Below are 26,051 nucleotides of genomic sequence, written 5' to 3' on the forward strand. Positions count from 1 at the left end.
TTAGAGAATATTATTCCAGATAGATGCTTTATGTTGCTGACTGATAAAAGCTGAACAGTGTTAGCGTGTGGACTGGGCGTTTTAGAAGGCGAATACTTAGGGTTGTTCAATATTGTTACGCAAGAAAAATTTCGAAACCAAGGGTATGGAGCAAAACTCATTAAAAATCTCTTGCATTGGGGAAAAGAAAATGGGGCGAAATATGCTTACCTACAGGTTATATTATCGAATGCCCCTGCATTAAACCTGTACGCTAAATTAGGGTTTGAAGAAAAATATAAATATTGGTATAGAATTAAAAACTAAAGTTCAAAAAGGAGTAAAGATTACTCCTTTTTTTTGTTCCATTTTTTAAGGTCTGCAAGGTTAGGAGTTTTCTTAAGATACTGTGTTCAAACACCAAAGGCTAATTCAAAATCGGAGTTTAGTCACTCGTCAATAAATTTAATAGCTAAAAAGTAAAAAAAATGCTAGTGAATGCAAATTGTGTCTAGGTACATATATAATTCTGAAAATTATAATAAAACAAACGAAACAAATTTAAGGAGGGACATTGTCATAAAAACTCCATCAAACAGTTAACAAAGTAGAATATGATATCCAAGCTAAAAAAGGGTGGAGATCATTATCATTAAGCCCTTAATATTGCCTTTTGATGGTGGCTATTGTACCCAAGAAGAAGTCTCTACTTCTTTTATTAACTCATTAATGTAGGCTATTCAATAACTAACTAATCATAGAAAGAGGGATTCGCTTATGCTACGCTCAAAACGATTTGAGATCTTAGAAGAAAGACCGGTCAATAAAGATGGATTTGTTAAAGAATGGCCTGAAATGGGATTTGTTGCTATGTCGAGCCCTAATGATCCCAAGCCTTCTATTACAATAGAAAATGGTCAGATAGTAGAGTTGGATGGGAAAAGACGAGAAGACTTTGATATGTTAGATCAATTTATTGCAGATTACACAATAGATAGAAGCTTAACCGAACAAGTCATGGCTCTTGACAGCTTGGAGATTGCTAAGAAACTCGTGGATATTAATGTGTCTCGTTCAGAAATTGTTAGATTGTCAAAAGGGCTCACACCCGCAAAAGTTCTAGAAGTCCTAAATCATATGAATGTTGTTGAAATGATGATGGCTTTACAAAAAATGAGGGCAAGGAAAACACCGTCTAACCAATGTCATGTGACGAATGTACGAGATAATCCTGTATTAATGGCAGCAGACGCTGCCGAAGCCGGACTCTATGGATTTGATGAACAAGAAACAACTGTCGGAGTTGCCCGTTATGCCCCCTTTAACGCATTGGCATTACTTGTAGGTTCCCAAACTGCAAGGAATGGAATCTTGACTCAAGATTCTTTAGAAGAAGCGACGGAACTTCGCTTAGCAATGCTTGGAATGACTTCTTATGCGGAAACTGTCTCTATCTATGGTACGGAATCAGTCTTCATGGATGGGGATGACACGCCTTGGTCGAAATCATTTTTAGCCTCTGCCTATGCTTCAAGAGGTGCTAAAATGCGCTTTACATCAGGTACTGGTTCCGAGGTGCAAATGGCCGGAGCAGAAGGAAAATCAATGCTTTATTTAGAGATTCGCTGTGTCATGATGGCGAAAGGAGCGGGCGTTCAAGGGCTGCAAAACGGTTCCATCAGTTGTATTGGCATACCAGCCTCGGTACCGAGTGGAATCCGCGCTGTCTTAGCAGAAAACCTAGCTACTACATTGTTTGATATGGAGGTAGCTTCGGGAAATGACCAAACCTTTTCTCATTCGGAAATCCGACGCAGCGCTAAAATGCTATGTCAAATGCTTCCTGGTACAGATTTTATCTTTGCCGGATTTGCTGCTGTACCAAACAATGAGGATATGTTTGCAGGCTCTAATATGGATTCTAGTGATTTGGACGATTACTTAATTATTCAAAGAGATATGATGGTGGACGGCGGATTAAAACCGGTGGATGAAGAAAGCCTTATCAAAACCCGTTATCAAGCAGCAAAAGCTTTACAAGTTATTTTCGAAGAGCTAGGATTCCCTGTGATTACAGATGAGGAAATCGAAGCGGCTACTTATGCTAACAGCAGTGTAGATATGCCGCAGCGTAATGTTGTTGAAGATTTAAAGGCAGCAGAGCGAATACTACGAGATGGGATTTCAGGTTTTGATGTAGCTCTTATCTTAGCTAAGCGTGGCTATCGACAAACTGCAGAACGAATTTTCAATATGTTGAAACATAGGGTAGCTGGTGACTATTTACATACATCAGCCATTATTAATAAAGATAATGTGGTTATAAGTGCGGTAAATGATGAAAACGATTACAAGGGACCTGGGACGGGCTATCGACTCAGTCCGGAAAGATGGGAAGAAATTAAAAACATTCGTCAAGCCATTAGTCCGCAAGATTTTGATTAAGGGGGAATTGAATATGACGACAACATTTTTAATAGAGATGAAATTAACAGATATCGGAACGGCCACGAAAGGAACAAATCCGAGAGAAGTGATCGTAGCGATCGCTCCTGCTTTTGGAAAAGAAATGAATAAAACAATTGTGAAAGTCGATCACGCTTCTGTCCTACGTGAAATCCTTTCCGGGATTGAAGAGCAAGGTGCCGTACCACGGGTCATTCGCAGCTTGCGCACTGCTGATTTGGCTTTTATGGCACATGGAGGAGCCCAAATGAGTGGTTCAGGAATCAGTATAGGCCTGCAATCTAGGGGAACAGCAGTAATCCATCAACGAGATTTAGACCCGCTCACCAATCTTGAATTATTTCCTCAATCACCTTTAATTACGTTAGACATGTATAGGGCGATTGGACGAAACGCGGCCATGTACGCGCTAGGGGAAAGCCCTAGCCCTGTACCGGTGTTAAATGACGAAATGACACGGCCTAAATACCAAGCAGCAGCGGCCTTGCTCTATTTAAAAGAGTGCCAATCTATTATTCCAGATCAAAAGCCAGTTGAATTAAAAGTAGAATTTTTAATTAAAGACTAGGAGGGAATTCAGATGGAAAATCTAACAACGAAAAAAAAGGTAAATTTAACAAAAAATGACTATCCACTCGGGATAAAAAGGCCTGATTTATTATTTTCACGTACAGAAAAACCCTACAATGATTTAACATTGGATGCTGCTTTAAAAGGAGACGTAACTGAAACAGACTTGCGTATCAGTCCAAAAACGCTTGAAATGCACGCAGATATTAGTGAAAGTTTAGGAAGAACACAGCTGGCAAAAAACTTCCGTAGAGCATCGGAAATGATTAATATTTCCGATGCCCGTATCTTACAAATTTATAATGCAATGCGCCCTAATCGTTCGACTAAAGAACAGCTTTTAGCGATAGCTAATGAATTAGAAGAAGAGTATGGGGCATTAGAGAATGCAAAATTAATTCGCGAAGCTGCAGATGTGTATGAAAGACGAGGAAGGCTAAAGAGGAATGAGGATTAAAGAGTGATGAAAAAGATTCTAGCTGGTGTAGATATCGGAAATTCATCAACGGAAGTGGCGATTGCAAGTGTGGAAGGAAACCATACAGAGTTTTTTTCACAGTATTTAGTGAAAACAACGGGTATAAAAGGAACGACTGATAACGTGAAAGGCATTCGCCTAGCTTTGCAGGAAGCAGCTAAAAAAGCAGGCATCGAGTTAAAAGACATTGATCTTATTCGCTTGAATGATGCTGTGCCGGTTATAGGTGATTTGGCCATGGATCTCATTAGCGAAACCATTATCACGGAATCTTCTATGATAGGTCATAACCCTGATACTCCGGGTGGAGCAGGGTTAGGAGTGGGAATAACGGTGTTGATTGATCAATTATTGGACGTAGAAAAAAAGGGGCAAGACTATATTGCTGTTATCCCTAGAAACTTTGATTATGAGTGGGCTGCTCACCAATTGAATCGGGTAGTAAGTCAAGGGATTTCTATCACCGGTGCCGTTGTACAAAAAGATGATGGAGTATTAATACACAATCGTCTGAACAAAAAGATTCCCATCGTGGACGAGGTAGCTATGATTGAAAAAGTTCCTCTGTTGAAATTAGCAGCAGTAGAAGTGGCTTTACCGGGCCATGTGATTCGGACGTTAAGCAATCCATACGGTCTTTCTACTGTTTTTCAATTGGATCCTGACCAAACGATACAAATTGCGTTAGTTGCCAAAGCATTAGTTGGCAATCGATCAGCGGTGGTAATTCGAACACCAAAAGGGGAAGTTGTCGAACGAAAAATAGAAGCGGGAAGGGTCCTTCTAAAAGGAGCGAATAACCAAAAGCTAGAAGTGTCCATTAATGATGGAGCTGCAGCGATAATGAATACTTATGAAAAGCTAGAAGTATTGGTAGACGTCTATGGAGAAACAGGCACCAATGTTGGAGGGATGTTTAATGGTCTCCGGCATGATTTAGCCCAACTCACTGGACAATTACCAAATGATATTACAATCTCTGACTTTCTCGCCGTTGATGCAGTAATCCCGACTTCAATTAACGGGGCTATGGCGGGTGAGCTATCCATGGAAAGCGGAGTCGCTTTAGCCTCAATGGTTAAAACAGACAAAGTTCCTGTCCAAAGAGTGGCTTCTTTATTGGAAAAGGAAATTGGCGTCGCCGTAGAAATTGGCGGTATTGAAGCGGAAATGGCCATTCGAGGAGCCCTAACGACCCCTGGTACGAGAAAGCCAATCGTAATTCTCGATATGGGTGGAGGGTCTACTGATGCTGCAATGATGAATGAATCGGGCAAAATTAAATCGAGTCACTTGGCTGGGGCAGGGGACATGGTCACGATGCTCATAAATTCTGAACTCGCTTTAGGCAACAAGGAACTCGCTGAAAAAATAAAAAAGCATCCTTTAGGAAAAGTATTAAGTTTATTCCATATGCAGCTAGAAGACGGAACGATGCTATTTTCTGAAACCCCTTTTCCTCCATATACATTTGGGAAAGTTGTAATCCGGGAAGAAGATGATCTTATCCCTTTAGCAACCAAAGCATCTATGGAGAAAATTAGAGATACCCGAAGAAGTGCAAAACGGAGGGTGTTTGTGACGAATGCGCTGCGCGCCCTTAAGCGGGTAATCCCCACAGGTAATTTAAAGCACCTTTCTTTTGTCGTTATGGTGGGGGGATCTGCACTAGACTTTGAAATTCCACAAATGTTAACAGAGGAATTGGGTAAGTACGGGATTGTAGCAGGTTTTGCCAATATACGCGGCACAGAAGGTCCGAGAAATGCAGTGGCTACTGGATTGATATTAGCCACTGTCAGGCACGAGGTATTTAAATGAATAAACGTGAAGTAAACATTGCAATTTTGTACGACAGCGCTCTTAATGTTAATCAAATTCAAGAAATATGTGCAGGACTAGAAGAAGAAGGGGTTTCGTTTTTAGTGCAAAAATGTGATAAAGCGAGCAACTATATTGAACTAGGGAGTAAAGCAGCATGTATGTCTCCATTGAAAGTGGGGATTGGCATCGATCGCGTTGGGAATATATGTGTACATCACGAGAATTTGAAGCAGGAAGAACCTTATTTACAAGACATCATTCAAAACGGTCGCAAATTAGGGAAGAACGCAGCTCGTTTAGTTAAAGGATTGCCATTAGCTTTTTAAGAGGAAAGGGTGGCGGAAAATGAGTCATATCAATTTAACATTAGCAAAAAATCTGATTGAGAGTGCTGAAAAGAAGGCGAACGAAATTAAAGTACCTATGGTTATAAGCATTGTGGATGAAGGAGGGAATTTTGTCGCCTGTCACCGAATGGATGATGCTTTATTGGTAAGCGTTGAACTTGCGCAAAACAAAGCGTGGACTTCAATAGCCATGAAAATGACGACAGAGAATTTGGCTCTAGTAGCTGCAAATGGAAAAGAACTTTATGGTATTAATACTACAAATAACGGACGGGTTGTTGTATTTGGCGGAGGCATTCCATTGTATAATAACGGGCAAATTATCGGAGCAGTAGGTGTAAGTGGTGGCTCCGTTGATGAAGATATACGCGTAGCTCAGAGTGCAGTTGATGCACTGTATGAATTTGAAAATTAATTGGGATTCTCCATGAATAAAGCAAAATTACAATCAGTGGAGGTTCCTTATCTTCTTCACTGATTGTTACATGAATCAACTGGGCTTTTATGGACATTCGCCTTAAATAACGTGAACTGAAATGAGGGCATTGATACCAGAGTGATTTCCCATAATGCAGAGATTTTTTAAGCCTCTTAACAATCAGAATTCCACCGATTTCTGGTTTAGCGATTATCATTTTTTATGAAAATCTTCATGATGAGAGCGGTATATAATTATCAAAAAAAATAGAGAGGGTGTAAGTAATGAAGGTTTATACTAAATCTGGTGATAAAGGTGAAACAAGTCTCGTATATGGAAAGAGAGTGTCAAAGGCATCTGTGTATGTTGAAGCTTACGGAACATGTGATGAGGCCAATTCCATGATTGGGTTAGCTTTTTCTTTTGCTCCTGCCGAAGAGAAATGGAAGTCATTACAGGAAACAATACATATTATTCAAACGAAATTGTTTCACATTGGAGCAGAATTAGCTACTCCTATAGGGAAACAAGTGGGGTGGCCGATAGAAGAAGAAGATGTTCACTTCTTGGAAAAAGAAATAGATAAAATGGAAGAACACCTTAAAGCTCTTACTAATTTTATTTTGCCTGGTGGAAGTCCAATCGGTGCATCACTTCATAGTGCAAGAACCATTGTCCGAAGAGCGGAACGTAATGCAATCGCAATTAACAAAGAACAACCGGTAAATCCAATTGTAATAAAATATTTAAATCGATTGTCTGACTACTTATTTGTACTAGCTCGTTATGTAAATCATCAGACAGGGACAATTGAACCGAATTTGCACCAAGTCTAACATCAGAAAGAAGGCTTTCTTAGTTCTAACGCAGCATGTCTTCAAGTCTTTTTATTTCACAAAAAAATTTATTTGGTTGACTCCGGAACTTTATACTTTTTATTGAAAATTAATTAGTTATAATGTAAAAAGACATATGATTTTTAATTTTCAAAATAAAAAGATAATTAATGTGGAGGTATAGGTTAACTATGTTGACATTACGTAATGTTGTGAATGTGGATATTCTTCAGGATATCCAGAAACGCTTTTCAGATGCTACCGGTTTTGGAGTAATAATTGCGGATCAGCAGGGGATACCTGTAACCATGCCAACTAATTTCACAAGTTTTTGTAACCATATGCGCTCCTCCCAAGAAGGTTTGCAATGCTGTGTATTGTCGGATCAAAAGGTGGGGCTCATTGCAGCAAAACAGGCAAAGCCCATCTTGCATTATTGCCATTCTGGTCTAGTTGATATAGCTGCTCCTATTATTCTTAATGGGGAGTACCTTGGATCTGTTTTATGTGGCCAGGTGCTGTTAGAAAATCGTGATGAAAAGCATGTGAACCAGATTAGGGAGAAAATAAAACATATACCAATGGATCAAGAGCTCATACAGCTTTATGTAGAGAAGATTGAATTTACAGGTCGCAAGCGAATTGAAGCAGTAATAGAAATGCTTCAGCTAGTAGCTAATTATATTATCAAAACTGGTGCTAATAATCTTGCGCAGGATGAGTTAAATGAGAAGAATCAAAAGTTGATGGAGGAGATGGAGGTTCGTGCCACACTGGAGAAATTTCTTGAGGAAGCACAGTTTAAGGTATTGCAATCCCAGATTAATCCTCATTTTTTATTTAACACATTAAACACTATTTCCCGATTAGCTTATTTAGAGAACGCGGAACAAACACAAAAAGTGACGTATTCATTGGCTAAAATCATGAGGTACAGTCTGCGTAATATAGATCAGCATGTTTCGTTAAAAGAAGAATTGGATTATGTTAAAAATTACATAAGTATTCAACAGTCTCGTTTTCGTAACAGAATTCAATACGAAGAAATAGTAGAAGTTGATGCCGAAGCATTGAAAATGCCTATTCTTTCTATTCAACCTATAATTGAAAACGCTATCATTCACGGGTTTGAACCAAATAATAGTACAGTTGATATAAAAATTCATGTTTTTATAAAAAATGACAATGTCGTAATAGAAATCTCTGATACCGGAGTGGGGATGACAAAGGAAACGTTATCCTCTATTTTTTTACAACCAAGTGTGAGAAAAAATAGTCATACTACAGGAATTGGGATGAATAATGTCCATAAGCGAATTCAATTTTATTTTGGGGAAGAGTACGGTATTACAGCGTTAGAAAGCCAACCTGGAAATGGCACAAAGGTACGGATAGTCATCCCTAATCCAGGAGGTGTTTGTCTTGAAGGTAATGATTGTGGATGATGAACCATTAGAACGAGAAGTGCTAACAATGATAATTAAAAGAGCAAATCTAGGAATAAGCCAATTATTCGAAGCTACAAACGGGGTGGAGGCCATGAACATAGCTAAACAAAATCGAATGGATGTTATCCTTATGGATATTAAAATGCCTATCATGGATGGCTTGGTGGCAGCGGAAATGATCAAAAGAGATGTTCCGGAATGCCAAATTATTTTCCTAACGGGGTACGATGAAAGTTACATAGCATTTAAAACGTCTAAGTCAGGAACAGGTGACTATTTATTAAAACCTGCTCACCCGAAAGAAATCGAGCAAGCCTTAAACAAATATATACCTTTAGTAAAGCGCTCGGTTTCAGCTTCTTTAAAAGCACCCTGTGAACATGACGATATTTTAACAGTCATGGAATATATAGAAAATAACTATCACTTAGATATAAATTTAGATACTTTATCCAGGTTGGTCTTTCTTAGTGGCCAATATCTTAGCAGACTTTTTAAACAAGAGACTGGTTATACGATTACTCAATATGTTACGGTCCGTCGACTTGAAGAAGCGAAAAAATGTTTGACCTACAGCAGGGAAAACGTAATGGAAGTAAGCGAGAAATGTGGATTCTCCGATCCAAATTATTTTGCAAGGGTGTTCAAAAAACATGAAGGTGTTACACCAACACAATATCAGCAGCAATCTCTTATAGGAAGAAAAAAAGAATCAACTCATTCAATAATTTTGTAATGTAGAATGAATTAATCCGTTAGATTAAATCTCTTAGGAGCCATACAAAGTTATTTATGAAAAGCAGCTTTCTCTTATTAAATATTTTAATAAACCCCGGCATATTGCGATAAACTCATTTCATATCATTTAACTTTTTACGACTGAACTTGAAAATTAAGTGAACAAATTAAGAAAAAATTATGCGAGAAGTAAGGAAAGTATCAATCTACCTGCCCCTTTACTCTATTTTAGAACCCCTACCTATAAATCTTAAAGATTCGAGGTTTCACTGCTCTACTACTGATTATCAGCTTTTATGCTTACTTTTTCTAAATTTCAGCAATTGTAAGAAAATCCCGGTTGTATTATAATGAAAAAGAGTATTGAGAATATTCAGAAGGAGGGGGCAAATGAGCAATAAGCCGTGGCAAGCTATTTATCCGGAACAAATACCAGCTGTTTTGTCGTATGAAGATAAACCTCTTTATTCATTTTTGAAAGAGTCTGCTGATGAATTTCCTGATAAGGTGTCGATTCATTTCCAGGGAAAGGAATTAACCTTCAAAGAAGTGTACGTATCAGCTTTAAAGTTCGCAGCCTATTTAAAAGGTATCGGTCTTCAAAAGGGAGAACGAGTTGCCGTCATGCTTCCTAACTGTCCGCAAGGTGTCATTAGCTTTTTTGGGATACTAATGGCTGGGGGAGTCATAGTTCAAACTAATCCAACCTATACGGAACGCGAACTCGAGTATCAAATGAAAGACTCCGGAGCGAAAATAATCGTAGCGATGGATATTTTATTTCCCCGTGTCACTGCGGTTGCCCCAAGAACAGAAATAGAACACATCATTATAACCGCCATCAAAGAATACTTGCCTTTCCCGAAAAATCTTATCTATCCCTTTATTCAAAAAAAGGAATACGGTATTGTCATCAATGTGGAGCATGCGGGTAATCACCATCTATTTACTGAAATCATGAAACGAAAAATACCAGAAGAAGTCGCTGAGCCGATTGATGTGCAGAATGACCTGGCCCTTTTACAATATACAGGAGGAACAACCGGTTTTCCTAAAGGGGTTATGCTCACCCATAAGAACTTGCTTGCAAATACGAAAATGTGTAATGCTTGGCTTTATAAAAATAAACGTGGTGAAGAACGGATTCTAGCGATTCTTCCATTTTTCCATGTGTACGGTATGACGACTGTATTGGTTCTTTCCGTTATGGAAGGGAACACGATGATCATTATGCCAAGGTTCGATGTTAAAGCAACGCTGAAAACAATTCAAAAGCAGAAACCAACAATGTTTCCAGGCGCACCAACGATGTATATCGGTCTCTTGAACCATCCGGATCTCGCAAAATATGATCTTTCTTCTATCAATGCTTGTATAAGCGGTTCAGCACCACTTCCATTAGAGATTCAAGAGCAGTTTGAGAAAATTACGGGCGGGAAGCTGGTTGAAGGCTTTGGTCTTACGGAAACATCTCCGGTTACCCATGCCAACTTTATTTGGGATCAGCCTCGGGTTAAAGGAAGCATTGGATTGCCTTGGCCGGATACGGACTCAGTAATTCTGTCACTAGAAAGTGGCGAAGAGCTTCCGCCGAATGAAATTGGTGAGATTGCAATAAAAGGGCCGCAGGTAATGCAGGGATACTGGAATCGTCCGGAAGAAACGGAAAACACATTTAAAAACGGCTGGCTGCTTACAGGCGATTTAGGTTACATGGATGAGCAAGGTTTCTTTTATGTAGTCGAAAGGAAAAAAGATACAATCATTGCAGGCGGCTTCAATATTTACCCTCGTGAGGTCGAAGAAGTACTATATGAGCATGAGGCCATTCAGGAGGTAGTCGTGGCAGGAATCCCAGATCCATATCGTGGTGAGACGGTCAAAGCCTATGTCGTTCTGAAAAAAGATGCAAGTGTGACAGAAGAAGAATTGAACAAGTTTGCGAGAAAGAGTCTAGCTTCCTATAAAGTACCGCGCAGCTATGAATTTAGAGAGGAACTTCCTAAAACGACGATTGGAAAGATATTACGCAGAGTTCTTATTGATGAAGAAAAGAAAAAAATATCAGAGGAAAGAAAAGAAGCCTAAAGAAGCTTAACCTTCTTACGGAGCAGTTGTTAATTTAGCTCCGTGTTTTTACAGAACAACTGGACAACCTAAAGATCTGAGCTGTACAATAAACATATTGGAATGTGTAGGACTCTTAAGAAGTTTTTGCTTGACAGTAAAGGGTCGCCATTTTATGATAGAAATATGAATGATGATTCATTCATTTTCTGAAAGGGGACATCCAGTGAAAAGCAACAGACCGAAGTATAATCAAATTATTGATGCAGCTGTTATCATCATCGCCCAAAACGGCTATTATCAAGCACAAGTATCCAAAATCGCCAAGCAAGCAGGCGTAGCGGATGGCACCATTTATCTTTATTTTAAAAATAAAGAAGATATTTTAATATCATTATTTCATGAAAAGATGGGCTATTTTGTAGAACAGATTGAAGAAGAACTTAAGGGAAAGAGCTCAGCTTCAGAAAAGCTGTATGTGCTCATTCAAAAACATTTTCAAATCCTTTCAGAAGACGTGAATTTAGCAATCGTCACTCAGTTGGAATTAAGACAGTCGAATAAAGAATTACGCCTAAGAATTAATGATGTGTTAAGAGGATATTTAAATTTAATTGATCAGATCATTATAGAAGGAAAAGAGAACGGCGAATTTTCGCCGGATTTAAATCATTTACTTGCTAGGCAGATGATTTTTGGAACGATTGACGAAACAGTGACAACTTGGGTGATGAATGAGCAAAAGTATTCACTCTCAGACCTTGCAAAAGATGTTCACCGCCTTCTACTGGGTGGATGCAGCTTGAAAAGTTAACGATTTTAATAGAGGGTGGCTTAGTCATCCTCAAAAAAATCGATTAATCAGCTTTCCAGTTTTATGGGGAAGTGATACATATTGAATTTTCAAAAAAAGTTTGACTAGCATGCCGGGAGGGATAGATATGGAATACCTTAAGCTTTCAATCGAGAATCATGTTGCTTTTATAACGATTAATCATGCACCTGCAAACGCGTTGTCTTCGGTAATCATTAGAGAGCTGTCACAAGCCTTCGATCAAATTGCGGAGAACGAGAACGTACGGGTTGTCCTTCTTCATGGAGAAGGTAGGTTTTTCTCTGCTGGAGCAGACATTAAAGAGTTTACAGAAGTAGAAAACGGTAAAGCTTTCGAGAAACTGACCAAAAATGGTCAATCTGTATTTGAAAAAATTGAATCTTTTCCAAAACCGGTTATTGCAGCTATTCATGGAGCAGCGCTTGGCGGGGGATTGGAACTGGCTATGGCCTGTCACATCCGTTTAGTAACAGAAAGAGCAAAACTAGGTTTGCCTGAGCTACAGCTTGGATTAATTCCTGGATTTGCAGGCACACAACGGTTACCTCGTTATGTCGGTACGGCAATGGCCGCTGAAATGCTATTTACAAGTGAGCCAATTACAGGATTACAAGCTGTGCAATGTGGATTAGCTAATCATGCCTTCACAGATGAAGAACTTATTCCGAAAGCGAAGGAATTAGCCTTTAAAATCGCAAAGAAAAGCCCTCTTGCATTAAAGTCGACTATTGAACTATTAAATTATACTAAGCATGATTCCTACTATAAAGGTGTAGAAAGAGAAGCTGTCCTATTCTGCCAAGCCTTCGATACTGCTGATGCAAAAGAAGGAATTGGTGCTTTTATCGAAAAAAGAGAAGCAATATTTAAAGGGAAATAGTAGTGTTTCATGTCAAAACTAGTGAATTAATAACTTATTTTTATACATTATGCAGGATTTTGATGAAATCTGAAGAATACAAGTAGTATGTTTAAAAAATTCATAATCTTCAAAACTCAAATTATTCGGGAGGTATTATCGTGAACATTTATGTGCTGCTGAAAAGAACATTTGATACAGAAGAAAAAATTACACTTTCTAACGGGAAAATTAATGAGGATGGAGCAGAATTCATCATTAACCCATACGATGAGTATGCTGTAGAAGAAGCAATCCAAGTTCGTGATGCACAAGGTGGAGAAGTAACGGTTATTTCCGTTGGAACTGAAGAAGCTGAAAAGCAATTGCGCACTGCGCTTGCTATGGGTGCTGACAAAGCCGTATTAATAAATATTGAAGACGACATAGAAAATGGCGATCAATTCACGACTGCCAAAATTATTGGTGAATACTTAAAAGGTAAAAATGCTGATTTAATCATTGCTGGAAACGTAGCAATCGACGGAGGCTCCGGCCAAGTAGGTCCGCGCGTTGCTGAGATTTTGGGAATTCCATATATTACAACAATCACTAAATTGGACATCGCTGCTGGAAATGTAAGCGTTATCCGTGACGTTGAAGGAGATTCTGAAACAATCGAAGCCTCTCTTCCATTGCTAGTAACAGCTCAACAAGGATTAAACGAACCGCGTTATCCTTCTTTGCCAGGAATTATGAAAGCGAAGAAAAAACCACTTGAAGAATTAGAATTGGACGACTTGGATTTGGAAGAAGAAGATGTTGAAGCAAAAACAAAAACAATTGAAATCTACCTTCCTGCTAAAAAAGAGGCTGGAAAAGTGCTGAACGGCGAGATTAGCGAACAAGTTAGCGAACTTGTTCAATTATTACGCAGTGAAGCAAAAGTAATTTAATAGAAGAGGTTCTTTTCAAAATATACTACACACAACAAAAAGATAAAATAGAGCACAGGAGGTTTTTATAAATGGCTAGAAAGTTTCTTGTATTGGGCGAAGTTCGCGACGGTTCACTAAGAAATGTATCATTTGAAGCAATCGGTGCGGCTAAACTTGCAGCAGATGGCGGAGAAATCGTAGGTGTTTTAGTTGGTGACAGTGTTCAAAATTTTGGGAATGAATTGATCCAGTATGGTGCAGACCGAGTTGTAGCAGTTGAAAATGATCAATTAAAACAATATACATCAGATGGTTATGCGCAAAGCTTGCTTGCTGTCATAGAGCAGGAAAAACCAGAAGGCATTTTCTTCGGTCATACTGCACTAGGAAAAGATCTAGCGCCAAAACTAGCTGGCAAGCTTGAATCAGGTTTAATCTCCGATGTTACTTCTATTGAAGAAGAAGGCGGAAACATCGTTTTCACTCGCCCGATTTATTCTGGTAAAGCATTTGAAAAGAAAATTGTCACAGCAGGAATTGTGTTTGCAACTGTTCGTCCAAACAATATTGAACCATTGCCGAAAGATGAGTCCCGTTCTGGTGATGTTTCTACATTAAGTGTAGATATTAAAGACTTGCGTACGATTATTAAAGATGTTGTGAGAAAAGCAAGTGAAGGGGTCGACCTTTCAGAAGCAAAAGTAGTCATTGCCGGCGGACGTGGCGTAAAAAGTGAAGACGGTTTTGAACCATTAAAGGAACTTGCTCAAGTTCTTGGCGGTGCAGTCGGTGCTTCTCGTGGTGCATGTGATGCAGACTATTGCGATTACTCTTTGCAAATCGGCCAAACGGGTAAAGTTGTTACTCCAGACCTATATATTGCCTGCGGAATTTCTGGAGCTATTCAGCATTTAGCTGGTATGTCCAACTCTAAAGTTATCGTTGCCATCAATAAAGATCCAGAAGCTAACATTTTTAACGTAGCTGATTATGGAATTGTCGGTGATCTTTTTGAAGTCATTCCATTACTAACAGAAGAGTTCAAAAAGTTAAAAGTGAACGCGTAATAGAAAGCATTTAAAGTATAAACAATATAGGTAAGGAACAAGGCATTTGACAGTTAACTGATAAATGCCTTTTTTTTTTTGTGTGTTGTATTTTTAATTAATAATTAAGCTATCAGGAAGAGGTAAGAAACCTGTATATTTACTCTGTTTTTGGACATCCTACCACTGAAGCAAAATATTAGCATCGATTCTAGTAACAATGGTATACTGTCTTTAGTTATTTGAGTAAATTTGAGGAGGATATATATATGGCTATTGTAAATGCAACTGACCAAACTTTCACAACTGATACTAGCGAAGGTGTCGTTCTTGTAGACTTCTGGGCTCCATGGTGTGGACCTTGTAAAATGATTGCTCCTGTTCTTCAAGAGCTTGATACTGAAATTGGCGACACAGCTAAAATCGTAAAAGTGGATGTAGACGAAAACCAAGAAACAGCTGGAAAATTCGGCGTAATGAGCATTCCGACATTAATCGTCCTAAAAGACGGTGAAGTAGTAGACAAAGTTGTTGGTTTCCAACCTAAAGAAGCTCTTGCTGAACTTATTGCAAAACACGCTTAATATTAAGTTAGCTAAAAAAAGCTTCAAGTCTGCGGACTTGAAGCTTTTTTCGCTATCTTGATATATAATTAATTGTAAAAAGGGAGAACAGGAGGCTGAATGTATGAACCAACAAATAAAGAATAAACTTGCCCTTCTTCCCGATCAACCAGGTTGTTATTTAATGAAGGATCGTCAGGGAACGATCATTTATGTAGGAAAAGCGAAAGTATTAAAAAACCGTGTGCGCTCTTATTTCACAGGTTCCCATGATGGGAAAACGTTACGACTCGTTAATGAGATAGACGATTTTGAATACATCGTTACCTCGTCAAATATTGAGGCTCTCATTTTAGAGTTAAACTTAATCAAAAAACATGATCCAAAATATAATATCATGCTGAAGGATGACAAGACGTATCCATTCATCAAGTTGACTGCTGAACGGCATCCGCGTCTAATCATTACGAGAAAAGTCAAAAAAGATAAAGGTAAATATTTCGGTCCGTATCCGAATGCCTTTGCGGCCAATGAAACGAAAAAATTACTCGACCGCATCTATCCTCTTAGAAAATGCAATACCCTACCGGATCGCGTTTGTCTCTATTACCACCTCGGGCAGTGCCTGGCTCCATGTGTGTATGATGTAGAGGAACAGGAATATAAAAAAATGGTGGATGATATCAACCGATTTTTAAACGGCGGCCATACTGAGATAAAAAAAGAACTGACAGAAAAAATGTTAGAGGCATCAGAAGAGCTTGATTTCGAAAGGGCAAAGGAGTTCCGTGACAAAATTGCCCACATCGATATCACGATGGAAAAGCAAAAAATGATGACGACTGATTTTATCGACCGTGATGTATTTGGCTATGCCTATGATAAAGGCTGGATGTGTGTTCAGGTATTTTTTGTGCGACAAGGGAAATTGATAGAAAGGGATGTTTCCCTGTTTCCAGTGTATGATGAACCGGATCAGGAACTTCTTACATTCCTAGGTCAGTTTTACGAGATTACCAATCACTTTAAACCAAAGGAAATTTTGCTGCCAGAGTCAGTAGATGCGGAAATGGCTGAAGGGCTGCTTGGCGTGAAGACGATTCATCCAAAACGGGGATCAAAAAAGGATATGCTTAAATTGGCGAATAAAAATGCCGCCATAGCCCTTCAGGAAAAGTTTTCTTTGATTGAACGGGATGAAGAAAGAACAATCAACGCGGTGGAAAATCTTGGGGTGCAATTAGGCATCTATACCCCGCATCGGATCGAGGCTTTTGATAACTCGAACATTCAGGGCAGTGATCCGGTTTCCGCTTTAGTTGTGTTTATTGACGGTAAGCCGGAAAAAAGAGAGTATCGCAAATATAAAATCAAAACTGTCCAGGGACCCGATGACTATGAATCGATGCGTGAAGTTGTACGCAGAAGATATTCACGAGTTTTAAAAGAAGGGCTGCCACTTCCGGATTTAATCATTATTGATGGTGGAAAGGGACATGTGGAGGCTGTTCGAGATATTTTAGAAAATGAACTGGGTCTTGATATTCCGCTTTCTGGTCTCATTAAGGATGAAAAGCACAGAACATCGCAATTGATGATTGGCAATCCGCTGGAAATGGTACCGCTTGATTCGCGTAGCCAGGAATTTTATCTGTTGCAAAGAATTCAGGACGAAGTGCATCGGTTTGCGATTACGTTTCATCGCCAGCTACGCGGGAAAAATGCGGTTCACTCGCAGCTTGATGATATACCTGGAGTCGGAGAAAAACGAAGAAAGCAATTGTTAAGGCATTTTGGTTCATTGAAAAAAATTAAAGAGGCATCGGTAGAACAAATTAAAGAGGCAGGCATGCCAAAAGGAGTAGCTGAAGGAATCGTTAGAAAATTGCAAGAATAATCTTGCTACCTACATTTCTCTATGCTATGATAAGAAGGAATTTTCAACTAGACAACTTAAAAGTGCTGATAGAGGTGCGGAATTCAATAGTAAAAACCTGGAGAAGTATGAGCTTCGATGAAAGGTTTTGAAAGGGGATAACGCCGAAGGAAGACAAGACTCATACCTTGTTTTTCTGGTCTGACATTTAATAAATGGCGGATTGTCAGGGGGTATACCCTGGAGAGCTATCTCACTGTGTTTACTGTATTAAATACGTGATCACAGCAATGAGATATTTCTCATTGCTTTTTTTATTGCCTAAAAAAGAAAAAGAGGGTGCATTAGGATGGCATTAATCGTTCAAAAATTTGGCGGGACATCCGTCGGTAGTGTCGAGAAAATCAAAAATGTTGCCAATCGAGTAATCGAGGAAGCAGAGAATGGGAATGAGGTAGTCGTCGTTGTTTCAGCTATGGGGAAAACAACAGATGAACTAGTTTACATGGCTCAAGATATTTCCAGAACCCCAAGCAAGAGGGAAATGGATATGTTATTGACGACTGGAGAGCAGGTCACGATTTCCCTGTTAACGATGGCTTTAATTGAAGCGGGGCGTGAAGCTATTTCTTTCACCGGCTGGCAGGCTGGCATGCAAACAGAATCCGTTCATGGGAATGCCCGGATTTTAAACATTGATGCTTCGAGAATTCAAGCTCAGCTTCAGGCAAAGAAAATTGTAGTCGTTGCAGGTTTCCAAGGGAATGATGCAAATGGAGAAATCACGACACTAGGGCGGGGCGGGTCTGATACGACTGCAGTGGCTATTGCTGCAGCATTAAATGCGGACCGATGCGATATTTATACCGATGTAACGGGTGTATTTACAACAGACCCACGTTACATAAAAGACGCTCGAAAACTGCAATCTATTTCTTACGATGAAATGCTAGAACTTGCCAATCTAGGGGCGGGTGTTCTTCATCCAAGAGCTGTTGAGTATGCGAAAAACCACCAGATTCCGCTTGAAGTCCGTTCGAGTATGGAGAAAGAAGCAGGAACTACCATTGAGGAGGAAGCAACTATGGAAGAAAATTTAATTGTACGCGGTATTGCTTTTGAAGACAGTATTACAAGGGTCACAGTGAATGGTTTGCCCCGATCACTAGGATCATTATCCACAATTTTCATGACACTTGCAAAAAACCGGATAAACGTTGACATTATTATCCAAAGTATGACAGCAGAGGATACAACAAACCTTTCTTTCTCCATAAAAAGTGAAGATACGGAAGCTGTTTTAAACGTGCTAGAAAAAAATAAAGACCAATTGGCATTCGATAGAGTAGAAACAGAGGGTGGATTGGCCAAAGTGTCTATCGTCGGTTCAGGAATGGTATCTAATCCGGGAGTGGCTGCCGAAATGTTTGAAGTGATGGCTAACACAGGTATCCAAGTGAAAATGGTCAGTACATCTGAAATTAAAGTCTCAACTGTCGTCAATGAAAAGGAAATGGTGAAGGCAGTCGAAGCACTTCATGAAGCGTTTAAATTAGGGCAGCATGCAAAAGTGCTTGTTTGATTGCTTGGAGTCTAATGAAAAACAGACTTCCGACAAAAAAGGTAAGTCTGTTTTTGGGCTCATTAGATTGGGTCTCTAGGATCCCATTGAATGGTAAATGTCACTTTTTTTGCGCGGCGTTTGATTTCTTCTGTCGATTCACTTAAGAATTTTTTCTGCAGTGTAAACTGCTCGGCAAGGAAACCGGCTTCAAGTTGGAAGTGACAGTCAGGATGAAGATCTAAGCGACGGCTGATTATTTCACCTGTTAAGGATAATTCCATCTCGGTTTTCGAAAACTTTATGATTTCAAGATGGCCCCAGCCTGCATTTTGGAAAAATGCAACAACTTCCTGTTCGCCATTCAGTGGGAATTTTCTCGCTAATTGTTTACCTGCCCAATAGAGAATTTGATTAGAATCTTTTCCGAGAATATCGTTCAATAAAACTTCTCGGATTAATTCGTAGCCGAAAGCTGGAACATGAGATTCTTCTGTTTGAATTTCTTCTTCTTCTATCGTCAGCAGAGAATATTTTTTTCATAGTTTATCGCCTCTTTCTGTAAATCTATTATAAACGTTTTTCTTTTGCAAATTATACTGTTTTTTTATTATTTCAATCGTAATTGGGAAAAAATGAGAAATTATTCCGGGATATTAATAGATTAATTACTAATTTCTCCAAGTTATAATCTTGACAATTAAAAATTATACAATTTTAACCAATAAAATCTATTCTGAAAAAGAGAATTCTTGTATCCGTTTTCTTGACGCACATAGAAGTCAGGAGTAAAATGGACATGTCACATAATTGTAAGAAAGTATAGGGATGTTTCAAACTCTATACTTTATTTTCACGCGGAGATAAAAGGTAGCCACCAGTTTATCTTTGCATGATTTTTCACAAATTAAGGGGGGGCACTTAGTGGCAAAAAATCGTGAGTTTGGGAATCGTAAACTTCATTCACTACTTGGAGTTATTCCGATCGGGCTGTTTTTGTTGGAGCATTTAGTTACCAACTATATGGCAACAAAGGGACCGGAATCATTTAATTCAGCAGCACATTTCTTAGAAAGCATACCGTTTCGTTATTTCTTGGAAATCTTCATCATTTTCTTACCTTTGATTTATCATGCAGTTTACGGGATTTATATCGCGTTTACTGCTAAAAATAATTTGGGTAGATTTGGATTTTTCCGGAATTGGATGTTCTTTTTACAACGTCTAAGCGGAATCATTACGTTGATTTTCCTAGTTTGGCATGTTTGGTCAACTAGAATTCAAGCAGCATTAGGTGCAGAGGTTGACTTTGACATGATGGCAGAGATTTTCTCTAATCCATTTATGATTGCATTTTATTTAGTTGGGGTCATTTCGACAATTTTCCACTTCTCTAATGGATTATGGTCATTTGCAGTGAGCTGGGGTCTAACAGTTTCACCTAAATCGCAAAAAATCATGACTTACGTTACTTTGATCGTTTTCGTTCTTCTTTCTTATGTAGGGGTTAGCGCAATTTTCGCTTTCGTATAAGAAGATAGAGTTTATTTATAAGTATTAGGAAAAACATAGCTTTGCTAATGGAAATAAGGGAGTGACAGAATTGGGTAAAGGTAAAATTATTATCGTTGGTGGAGGTCTAGCTGGTTTAATGGCTACGATCAAAGCAGCAGAGCTGGGACAACAGGTAGATTTATTTTCTTTAGTACCTGTTAAACGCTCTCACTCAGTTTGTGCCCAAGGCGGAATCAATGGGGCAGTAAATACAAAAGGTGAAGGGGATTCTCCATATATCCACTTTGATGATACAGTTTATGGCGGAGATTTCTTAGCTAACCAACCACCGGTTAAAGCGATGTGCGAAGCAGCACCATCGATTATCCATATGTTTGACCGTATGGGCGTAATGTTTAACCGTACTCCGGAAGGTCTTCTTGATTTCCGTCGTTTCGGTGGAACTCAACATAGCCGTACAGCATTTGCTGGTGCAACAACTGGTCAGCAATTACTTTACGCATTGGACGAGCAGGTTCGTCGTTATGAAGTAGAAGGCCTTGTAACGAAATATGAAGGCTGGGAATTCCTTGGAGCTGTTATCGATGACGACCAAACAGCACGCGGTATCGTAGCACAGAACTTGACTTCAATGGAAATCAAATCATTCCCTGGCGACGCTGTCATCATGGCGAGCGGTGGTCCTGGAATCATTTTCGGTAAATCAACTAACTCAATGATTAATACAGGTTCAGCAGCATCCATTGTTTATCAACAAGGTGTAAATTATGCAAATGGTGAATTCATTCAAATTCATCCAACTGCAATCCCTGGAGATGATAAGCTTCGTCTAATGAGTGAATCTGCTCGTGGTGAAGGTGGACGTATCTGGACATATAAAGACGGAAAACCTTGGTATTTCCTAGAAGAAAAATACCCTGCTTATGGTAACCTTGTACCTCGTGATATCGCGACTCGTGAAATCTTCGACGTATGTATGAACATGAAGCTTGGTATTAATGGAGAAAACATGGTTTACCTGGATCTTTCTCATAAAGACCCTAAAGAACTTGATATCAAACTTGGCGGAATCATTGAAATCTACGAGAAATTCATGGGTGAAGATCCTCGTAAAGTTCCAATGAAAATCTTCCCTGCAGTTCACTATTCTATGGGCGGACTTTGGGTAGATTATGACCAAATGACAAACATTAAAGGTTTATTTGCTGCAGGTGAGTGTGATTACTCTCAACATGGCGGTAACCGTTTAGGTGCGAATTCACTTCTTTCTGCAATCTATGGTGGTTCAGTTGCTGGACCGAATGCAGTTAAATATATTGAAGGCCTTGATAAAACTTCAGAGTCTATTCCTTCTTCATTGTTTGATGGTTACGAAAAACAACAACAAGAAAAATGGAATGATGTCATGTCTCTTGATGGTAATGAAAACGCGTATGTTCTACACAAAGAACTTGGTGAGTGGATGACACAGCATGTTACTGTAGTTCGTTACAATGACAAGTTGAAAGAAACTGATAACAAGATTCTTGAGTTGATGGAACGTTACAAGAAAATTAACATCAATGACACTGCTAAATGGAGCAACCAAGGAGCTGCCTTCACTAGACAGCTTCAAAACATGATGCAATTAGCACGTGTAATCACAATTGGTGCTTTAAACCGTGACGAAAGCCGCGGAGCTCATTACAAACCTGATTTCCCACAACGTAATGATGAGGAATTCATGAAAACAACAATGGCGACATTCAAAGGCTTGGATCAAGCGCCTGAATTCCATTATGAAGATATTGATGTATCACTTATCGCACCACGTAAACGTGATTACACTACGAAACATTAAAGAGGGGGAGCAAAAAAATGGTTGAAACTAAATCTGAGACTAAAACAGTCCGTTTTATAATCACTCGTCAAGATACACCGGATTCAGCTCCTTATGATGAGGAATTTGAATTAGCGTACCGTCCGAATATGAATGTAATTTCCGCTCTAATGGAAATTCGTCGTAATCCAGTAACAGTACAAGGCAAACACACTACAGCAATCGCTTGGGACATGAACTGTCTTGAAGAAGTATGTGGTGCTTGTTCAATGGTTATCAATGGTAAACCTAGACAATCTTGTACAGCTCTTATTGACCAATTAGAACAGCCGGTTCGTCTTGCTCCAATGCGTACTTTCCCTGTTGTTCGTGACCTTCAAGTCGACCGTAGCCGTATGTTCGACTCATTGAAAAAGGTAAAAGCTTGGATTCCAATCGATGGTACGTACAATCTTGGACCAGGACCACGTATGCCAGAAAAGAAACGTCAATGGGCTTACGAATTATCTAAATGTATGACTTGTGGTGTATGTTTAGAAGCTTGTCCGAACGTAAACAGCAATTCAGACTTCATGGGACCACAACCATTATCACAAGTTCGTTTATTCAATGCACATCCAACTGGTGCAATGAACAAAGCTGAACGTTTAAATACAATTATGTCTGATGGGGGCCTTGCAAACTGCGGTAACTCACAAAACTGTGTGCAGTCTTGCCCTAAAGGAATTCCTTTGACTACATCGATTGCAGCATTAAACCGTGATACTACTATTCAACAATTCCGTAACTTCTTCGGAAGCGACGAAGTTTAATAATGAGAAAAGAACCTGTATCTTAGGATATAGGTTCTTTTTTTGTCTAAAAAAGTGTGAACAGATTCACATCTAAAATTAAGGTGAGAAATAACGGATTTTAATGGTGGGGATATTATCTTTATATTGTTTTATCTGGGGTTCTTTTTATTAAAGACTTATTAATTGTGTCATTTATTCGTTTATAAAAATACGGAAAAACAAACCAAATATGATACGAAGTGGCAAGGTGCAGATATAAAAATAGGTAAAAAAACATCTAAGACTTACAATAATAAAACTACGCATTTTTACCAAACCTATTCAAGAACTACGGCGGGATGGACAGGTAGTGGCACAAAAACTAGTGATGGAGCAACAGAAGAGGTATTAGTTAATAAAAAGACAGTTACTTATCCTGAAATATACAATTCACACAATAGAACGACTATGTGGACTCCGACAAAAGCTAATATAGCGGTAGTACCAGAAGAAAAACGAACTAAGAGAGATACTAAACTTAAGGATAAATTCATGCCATGGTATATTAAAACATATGGAGATCCAAATTGGGGACCAAAATGGCCTAATGCTGATATACATCATGAATTACCATTAAAATATGGCGGAACGAATGCGATGTCTAATTTATTTCCGTTGCCAAGAGATCTCCATCAAAAAACAGTTAATCCTTGGTGGGCTTCCTATTAATTGATATTGGAGGGATTAGTGAAGTGAGTCATTTTGTACAAAGTACATTGTCCGGATTAAAGAAATTGTTGGATAACAAAGACCAAATGAAGTCAGTAGCAGAGGAAGGGGAAGTCTATAGCGTTTCGTGTTCTTTTAACGCTCCAATAAAGACAACTGAAGTTGAAAAGTTTGAAAGTGAACAAGGTATCAAGCTTCCTGAAGACTACAAGGCGTTCTTGACACTCCATAATGGGGCAAGAATATATGAATCAGTCAATGACGACGGTGTTAACATAGGGGGCGGTCTTCATTTTTTTAACTTAGATGAAATAAAAGAAACTCAAGAAGTTGAATATATAAGTGAACATGGGATTCCTATCGCACACCTATTGGAAGACTGTTATCTAATATTAGATATAGAAAAACTAAAGGGTGGGGATCCAAATTACCTTAACATTTTGGAATTTACAGATATAAAAACTCTAAACCTTAACTTTGAAATCTTCTTAGACCGCTACATTATTTCACAAGGTGTACCGTTTTGGAGCTGGCCTATATACACAGCTGAAAACTACTATAGAACTAGATAAAATAAATAAAAGAGCGATTGCTAATTGAATGCAGTCGCTCTTTTTTCGAATATTATTTCGAATCGATTTCAAGTATCACTGTTTGTTTATTGTCGTTTTTGTTTGTTTGATAAATATCCTCTGCGATATCGTTATATTCAGACCCTTCTTTAGATGCCTTTACATTCGAAGTTTTTACATTCGATTGAGAAGAACAACCAATTAGCATTAAGCTAGCAAGTAAAATGACAACAAATATTCTAATCATGTTTACAGCTCCTTATTTGTTTGTTAAAAGCATAACATGGAAAGACATCACTTTTGTGTCACATTTTGAAAAAGAGGGGATAAATATTGAAATCCACTCTTTCAACATAATATCAATTTTGTTGAAAGAGTGAGGTAAAGAAATAAACGGCCCATAAAAATGACACAAATGTGTTGTCTATGAACCGGATACGTATTATTTTTCTAATTGAAATTTTGTAAATGGAATCATATCATCGATATCCCAAATTTCACTCAGTACGCTGAATTGATTGGATTCATCTGGACGACTGTGATACCAAACTATCTCATTTGCAGATCTAGGTTCTATCTGATATAGATGTTCATCGTGGTTGTAATAGATGTTAACGATAGTCTTATTAGCAAAATCAGCTGTGCATTCTTCTACGATATCGTGATCGGTCAATCCGGGATCTAATACAATAAAGCTATTATTTGGGTGTATGTATGCTTCAACAATTAAGTGGTCGAATCCATCATATTTACAGGATGAGAATATAAAATCCTTTCCATTATCTATTTTTTCTTATAAAATGAGTGAATAGTCATTCATTTTATAAGGGGGTGCACAGATTGAACAGAATATCATATATCGATAATATAAAAGAATGGGGCAGCGACTTTTCTTTTAAACATGAAATTAAGGTCCGTTTTTCGGAAACGGATATGTTCGGTCATTTGAATAATACGGTTCCATTTACCTATTTTGAGGAAGCACGAATTGAGTATTTTAATAGCATGGGTTTTATGAAGGATTGGACTTCGGATGGAAGCAATGAGATACCGGTTGTTGCCGATTTACAGTGTGATTATATCCAGCAGGTTTTTTTTAACGATCAATTGATGATCTATGTAAAAGCGGCCCGTGTCGGGAATTCTTCTGTGGACATTCATTACATGGGAACCAAGCAAGATGGTTCGGTTTGCTTGACGGGTAGAGGAACTATTGTCCAAGTCTCTAAAACCACTGGGAATCCGATTCCTTGGCCGGAAGAGATGAAGGAACGTATGGCGCGAACAAAAGTCAAACATTCTTAAATAAAATTTCAATTAGACAAGTAAAAGAGTCACTCCCTTGCCCCAGCCGACATACTATATCTTGACTAAATAGACACCCACTCCGGGTTTTATGCTGGTGAAGGCAAGGAGGGTAACATTACTTGAAGGAGAACGAATTCACTCATAAGCCACTACTCACCAAAAGAGAAAAAGAAGTATTTGAGTTACTAGTACAAGATAAAACAACAAAAGAAATCGCAGGTGAATTGTTTATTAGCGAAAAAACAGTTCGAAACCATATTTCAAATGCGATGCAGAAGCTTGGAGTCAAAGGACGTTCGCAGGCAGTTATAGAACTCCTTCGTATGGGAGAACTTAAGCTTTAATGTGTTGACTCATTAATACGTAAGCCTTATATATTTTTTCTCTCCCATTCATTGGCAGCATTTAAGGAAGTCTGAGATAATTTCTCATTGTGTTGACTTCTTTAGATGCTGCTTATTTTAATGGAGGGGGTTTCATTATATCCTTTAGATAATCTATCTTGAA

At 38.6% G+C, this 26,051-nt stretch carries 27 protein-coding genes and 1 riboswitch; of the genes, 25 read left to right on the forward strand and 2 right to left on the reverse strand.

Translation table 11 applies throughout. The features are described 5' to 3' along the window. Window positions 1–57 precede the first annotated feature (57 nt). From JFU24_RS23685 to JFU24_RS23770, 18 genes are all read left to right on the forward strand, one after another. Window positions 58–306 (forward strand): GNAT family N-acetyltransferase, encoded by a 249-nt coding sequence (locus JFU24_RS23685; protein WP_201223443.1) that lies wholly within the window; start codon window positions 58–60, stop codon window positions 304–306. A 450-nt stretch (window positions 307–756) separates the two neighbouring features. Beyond that, the gene (locus tag JFU24_RS23690) at window positions 757–2,424 is read left to right on the forward strand and encodes a propanediol/glycerol family dehydratase large subunit (protein WP_190271076.1); all 1,668 of its coding nucleotides are present in this window, start codon (window positions 757–759) and stop codon (window positions 2,422–2,424) included. Window positions 2,425–2,437: 13 nt separating this feature from the next. Further along, a complete protein-coding gene (locus JFU24_RS23695) occupies window positions 2,438–3,013 on the forward strand; it encodes a propanediol/glycerol family dehydratase medium subunit (RefSeq protein WP_190271077.1) in 576 nt (191 codons plus the stop codon). Window positions 3,014–3,025: 12 nt separating this feature from the next. Then, window positions 3,026–3,472, forward strand: a complete 447-nt coding sequence (locus tag JFU24_RS23700) for a diol dehydratase small subunit (RefSeq protein ID WP_201186115.1) — start codon at window positions 3,026–3,028, stop codon at window positions 3,470–3,472. 6 nt (window positions 3,473–3,478) lie between these two features. Further along, entirely contained in the window at window positions 3,479–5,314 is a 1,836-nt protein-coding gene (locus tag JFU24_RS23705) for a diol dehydratase reactivase subunit alpha (protein WP_201250965.1), read from the forward strand. Beyond that, entirely contained in the window at window positions 5,311–5,643 is a 333-nt protein-coding gene (locus JFU24_RS23710) for a glycerol dehydratase reactivase beta/small subunit family protein (protein WP_201186114.1), read from the forward strand. Before JFU24_RS23705 ends, JFU24_RS23710 begins: the two co-directional genes overlap by 4 nt. Window positions 5,644–5,662: 19 nt before the next feature. After that, window positions 5,663–6,079, forward strand: a complete 417-nt coding sequence (locus JFU24_RS23715) for a GlcG/HbpS family heme-binding protein (protein ID WP_201250588.1) — start codon at window positions 5,663–5,665, stop codon at window positions 6,077–6,079. Between the two features lie 287 nt (window positions 6,080–6,366). Next, window positions 6,367–6,918: a cob(I)yrinic acid a,c-diamide adenosyltransferase gene (locus tag JFU24_RS23720; RefSeq protein ID WP_201186113.1), complete on the forward strand. Its 552-nt coding sequence runs from the start codon at window positions 6,367–6,369 to the stop codon at window positions 6,916–6,918. Window positions 6,919–7,109: 191 nt separating this feature from the next. Beyond that, on the forward strand, window positions 7,110–8,363 hold the full coding sequence (locus JFU24_RS23725) for a sensor histidine kinase (RefSeq protein WP_201223445.1): 1,254 nt from the start codon (window positions 7,110–7,112) through the stop codon (window positions 8,361–8,363). Further along, entirely contained in the window at window positions 8,350–9,102 is a 753-nt protein-coding gene (locus JFU24_RS23730; protein WP_242485498.1) for a response regulator transcription factor, read from the forward strand. Before JFU24_RS23725 ends, JFU24_RS23730 begins: the two co-directional genes overlap by 14 nt. A gap of 392 nt (window positions 9,103–9,494) precedes the next feature. Beyond that, window positions 9,495–11,192, forward strand: coding sequence for an AMP-binding protein (locus JFU24_RS23735; protein WP_201223447.1), 1,698 nt, complete (start codon window positions 9,495–9,497; stop codon window positions 11,190–11,192). A 205-nt stretch (window positions 11,193–11,397) separates the two neighbouring features. Continuing rightward, on the forward strand, window positions 11,398–11,985 hold the full coding sequence (locus tag JFU24_RS23740; RefSeq protein ID WP_201223449.1) for a TetR/AcrR family transcriptional regulator: 588 nt from the start codon (window positions 11,398–11,400) through the stop codon (window positions 11,983–11,985). A gap of 127 nt (window positions 11,986–12,112) precedes the next feature. Continuing rightward, window positions 12,113–12,886, forward strand: a complete 774-nt coding sequence (locus JFU24_RS23745) for an enoyl-CoA hydratase (RefSeq protein WP_201223450.1) — start codon at window positions 12,113–12,115, stop codon at window positions 12,884–12,886. A gap of 140 nt (window positions 12,887–13,026) precedes the next feature. Then, entirely contained in the window at window positions 13,027–13,800 is a 774-nt protein-coding gene (locus tag JFU24_RS23750) for an electron transfer flavoprotein subunit beta/FixA family protein (protein WP_201250589.1), read from the forward strand. A 71-nt stretch (window positions 13,801–13,871) separates the two neighbouring features. Then, window positions 13,872–14,849: an electron transfer flavoprotein subunit alpha/FixB family protein gene (locus JFU24_RS23755; protein WP_201186102.1), complete on the forward strand. Its 978-nt coding sequence runs from the start codon at window positions 13,872–13,874 to the stop codon at window positions 14,847–14,849. Window positions 14,850–15,091: 242 nt separating this feature from the next. Further along, window positions 15,092–15,412 (forward strand): thioredoxin, encoded by a 321-nt coding sequence (gene trxA, locus JFU24_RS23760; RefSeq protein WP_328113193.1) that lies wholly within the window; start codon window positions 15,092–15,094, stop codon window positions 15,410–15,412. A gap of 103 nt (window positions 15,413–15,515) precedes the next feature. Next, window positions 15,516–17,288, forward strand: a complete 1,773-nt coding sequence (uvrC, locus tag JFU24_RS23765) for an excinuclease ABC subunit UvrC (protein ID WP_201250590.1) — start codon at window positions 15,516–15,518, stop codon at window positions 17,286–17,288. 61 nt (window positions 17,289–17,349) lie between these two features. Then, a riboswitch (Lysine riboswitch) is annotated at window positions 17,350–17,526 on the forward strand. A gap of 90 nt (window positions 17,527–17,616) precedes the next feature. Beyond that, window positions 17,617–18,849 (forward strand): aspartate kinase, encoded by a 1,233-nt coding sequence (locus JFU24_RS23770; RefSeq protein ID WP_201250591.1) that lies wholly within the window; start codon window positions 17,617–17,619, stop codon window positions 18,847–18,849. Between the two features lie 62 nt (window positions 18,850–18,911). Here the strand turns inward: JFU24_RS23770 and JFU24_RS23775 are convergent, their stop codons facing one another. Then, window positions 18,912–19,355 (reverse strand): YslB family protein, encoded by a 444-nt coding sequence (locus JFU24_RS23775; protein ID WP_342214755.1) that lies wholly within the window; start codon window positions 19,353–19,355, stop codon window positions 18,912–18,914. Between the two features lie 397 nt (window positions 19,356–19,752). Between JFU24_RS23775 and JFU24_RS23780 the strand changes: the two genes are divergently transcribed. From JFU24_RS23780 to JFU24_RS23800, 5 genes are all read left to right on the forward strand, one after another. After that, window positions 19,753–20,361, forward strand: a complete 609-nt coding sequence (locus JFU24_RS23780) for a succinate dehydrogenase cytochrome b558 subunit (RefSeq protein ID WP_201186095.1) — start codon at window positions 19,753–19,755, stop codon at window positions 20,359–20,361. Window positions 20,362–20,431: 70 nt separating this feature from the next. Further along, on the forward strand, window positions 20,432–22,183 hold the full coding sequence (gene sdhA / locus JFU24_RS23785) for a succinate dehydrogenase flavoprotein subunit (protein WP_201186093.1): 1,752 nt from the start codon (window positions 20,432–20,434) through the stop codon (window positions 22,181–22,183). A gap of 17 nt (window positions 22,184–22,200) precedes the next feature. After that, on the forward strand, window positions 22,201–22,974 hold the full coding sequence (sdhB, locus tag JFU24_RS23790) for a succinate dehydrogenase iron-sulfur subunit (RefSeq protein WP_053347215.1): 774 nt from the start codon (window positions 22,201–22,203) through the stop codon (window positions 22,972–22,974). Between the two features lie 165 nt (window positions 22,975–23,139). After that, window positions 23,140–23,664: an HNH endonuclease signature motif containing protein gene (locus JFU24_RS23795; RefSeq protein WP_201250592.1), complete on the forward strand. Its 525-nt coding sequence runs from the start codon at window positions 23,140–23,142 to the stop codon at window positions 23,662–23,664. Between the two features lie 23 nt (window positions 23,665–23,687). Beyond that, the gene (locus JFU24_RS23800; RefSeq protein WP_201186090.1) at window positions 23,688–24,236 is read left to right on the forward strand and encodes an SMI1/KNR4 family protein; all 549 of its coding nucleotides are present in this window, start codon (window positions 23,688–23,690) and stop codon (window positions 24,234–24,236) included. Between the two features lie 52 nt (window positions 24,237–24,288). On the opposite strand, the gene JFU24_RS23805 is transcribed toward JFU24_RS23800, so the two are convergent. Beyond that, window positions 24,289–24,483 carry a hypothetical protein gene (locus tag JFU24_RS23805; protein ID WP_201186089.1) on the reverse strand — a complete coding sequence of 65 codons (195 nt, stop codon included), beginning with the start codon at window positions 24,481–24,483 and terminating at the stop codon, window positions 24,289–24,291. A gap of 593 nt (window positions 24,484–25,076) precedes the next feature. Between JFU24_RS23805 and JFU24_RS23810 the strand changes: the two genes are divergently transcribed. Beyond that, complete coding sequence (locus JFU24_RS23810) at window positions 25,077–25,541, forward strand: acyl-CoA thioesterase (protein ID WP_201250593.1); 465 nt, start codon at window positions 25,077–25,079, stop codon at window positions 25,539–25,541. Between the two features lie 122 nt (window positions 25,542–25,663). Beyond that, window positions 25,664–25,888, forward strand: coding sequence for a helix-turn-helix domain-containing protein (locus JFU24_RS23815; RefSeq protein ID WP_028392149.1), 225 nt, complete (start codon window positions 25,664–25,666; stop codon window positions 25,886–25,888). Window positions 25,889–26,051 lie beyond the last annotated feature (163 nt).

It is taken from the genome of Peribacillus sp. TH27 (genome assembly GCF_016650915.1).
Taxonomy (GTDB): domain Bacteria; phylum Bacillota; class Bacilli; order Bacillales; family DSM-1321; genus Peribacillus; species Peribacillus butanolivorans.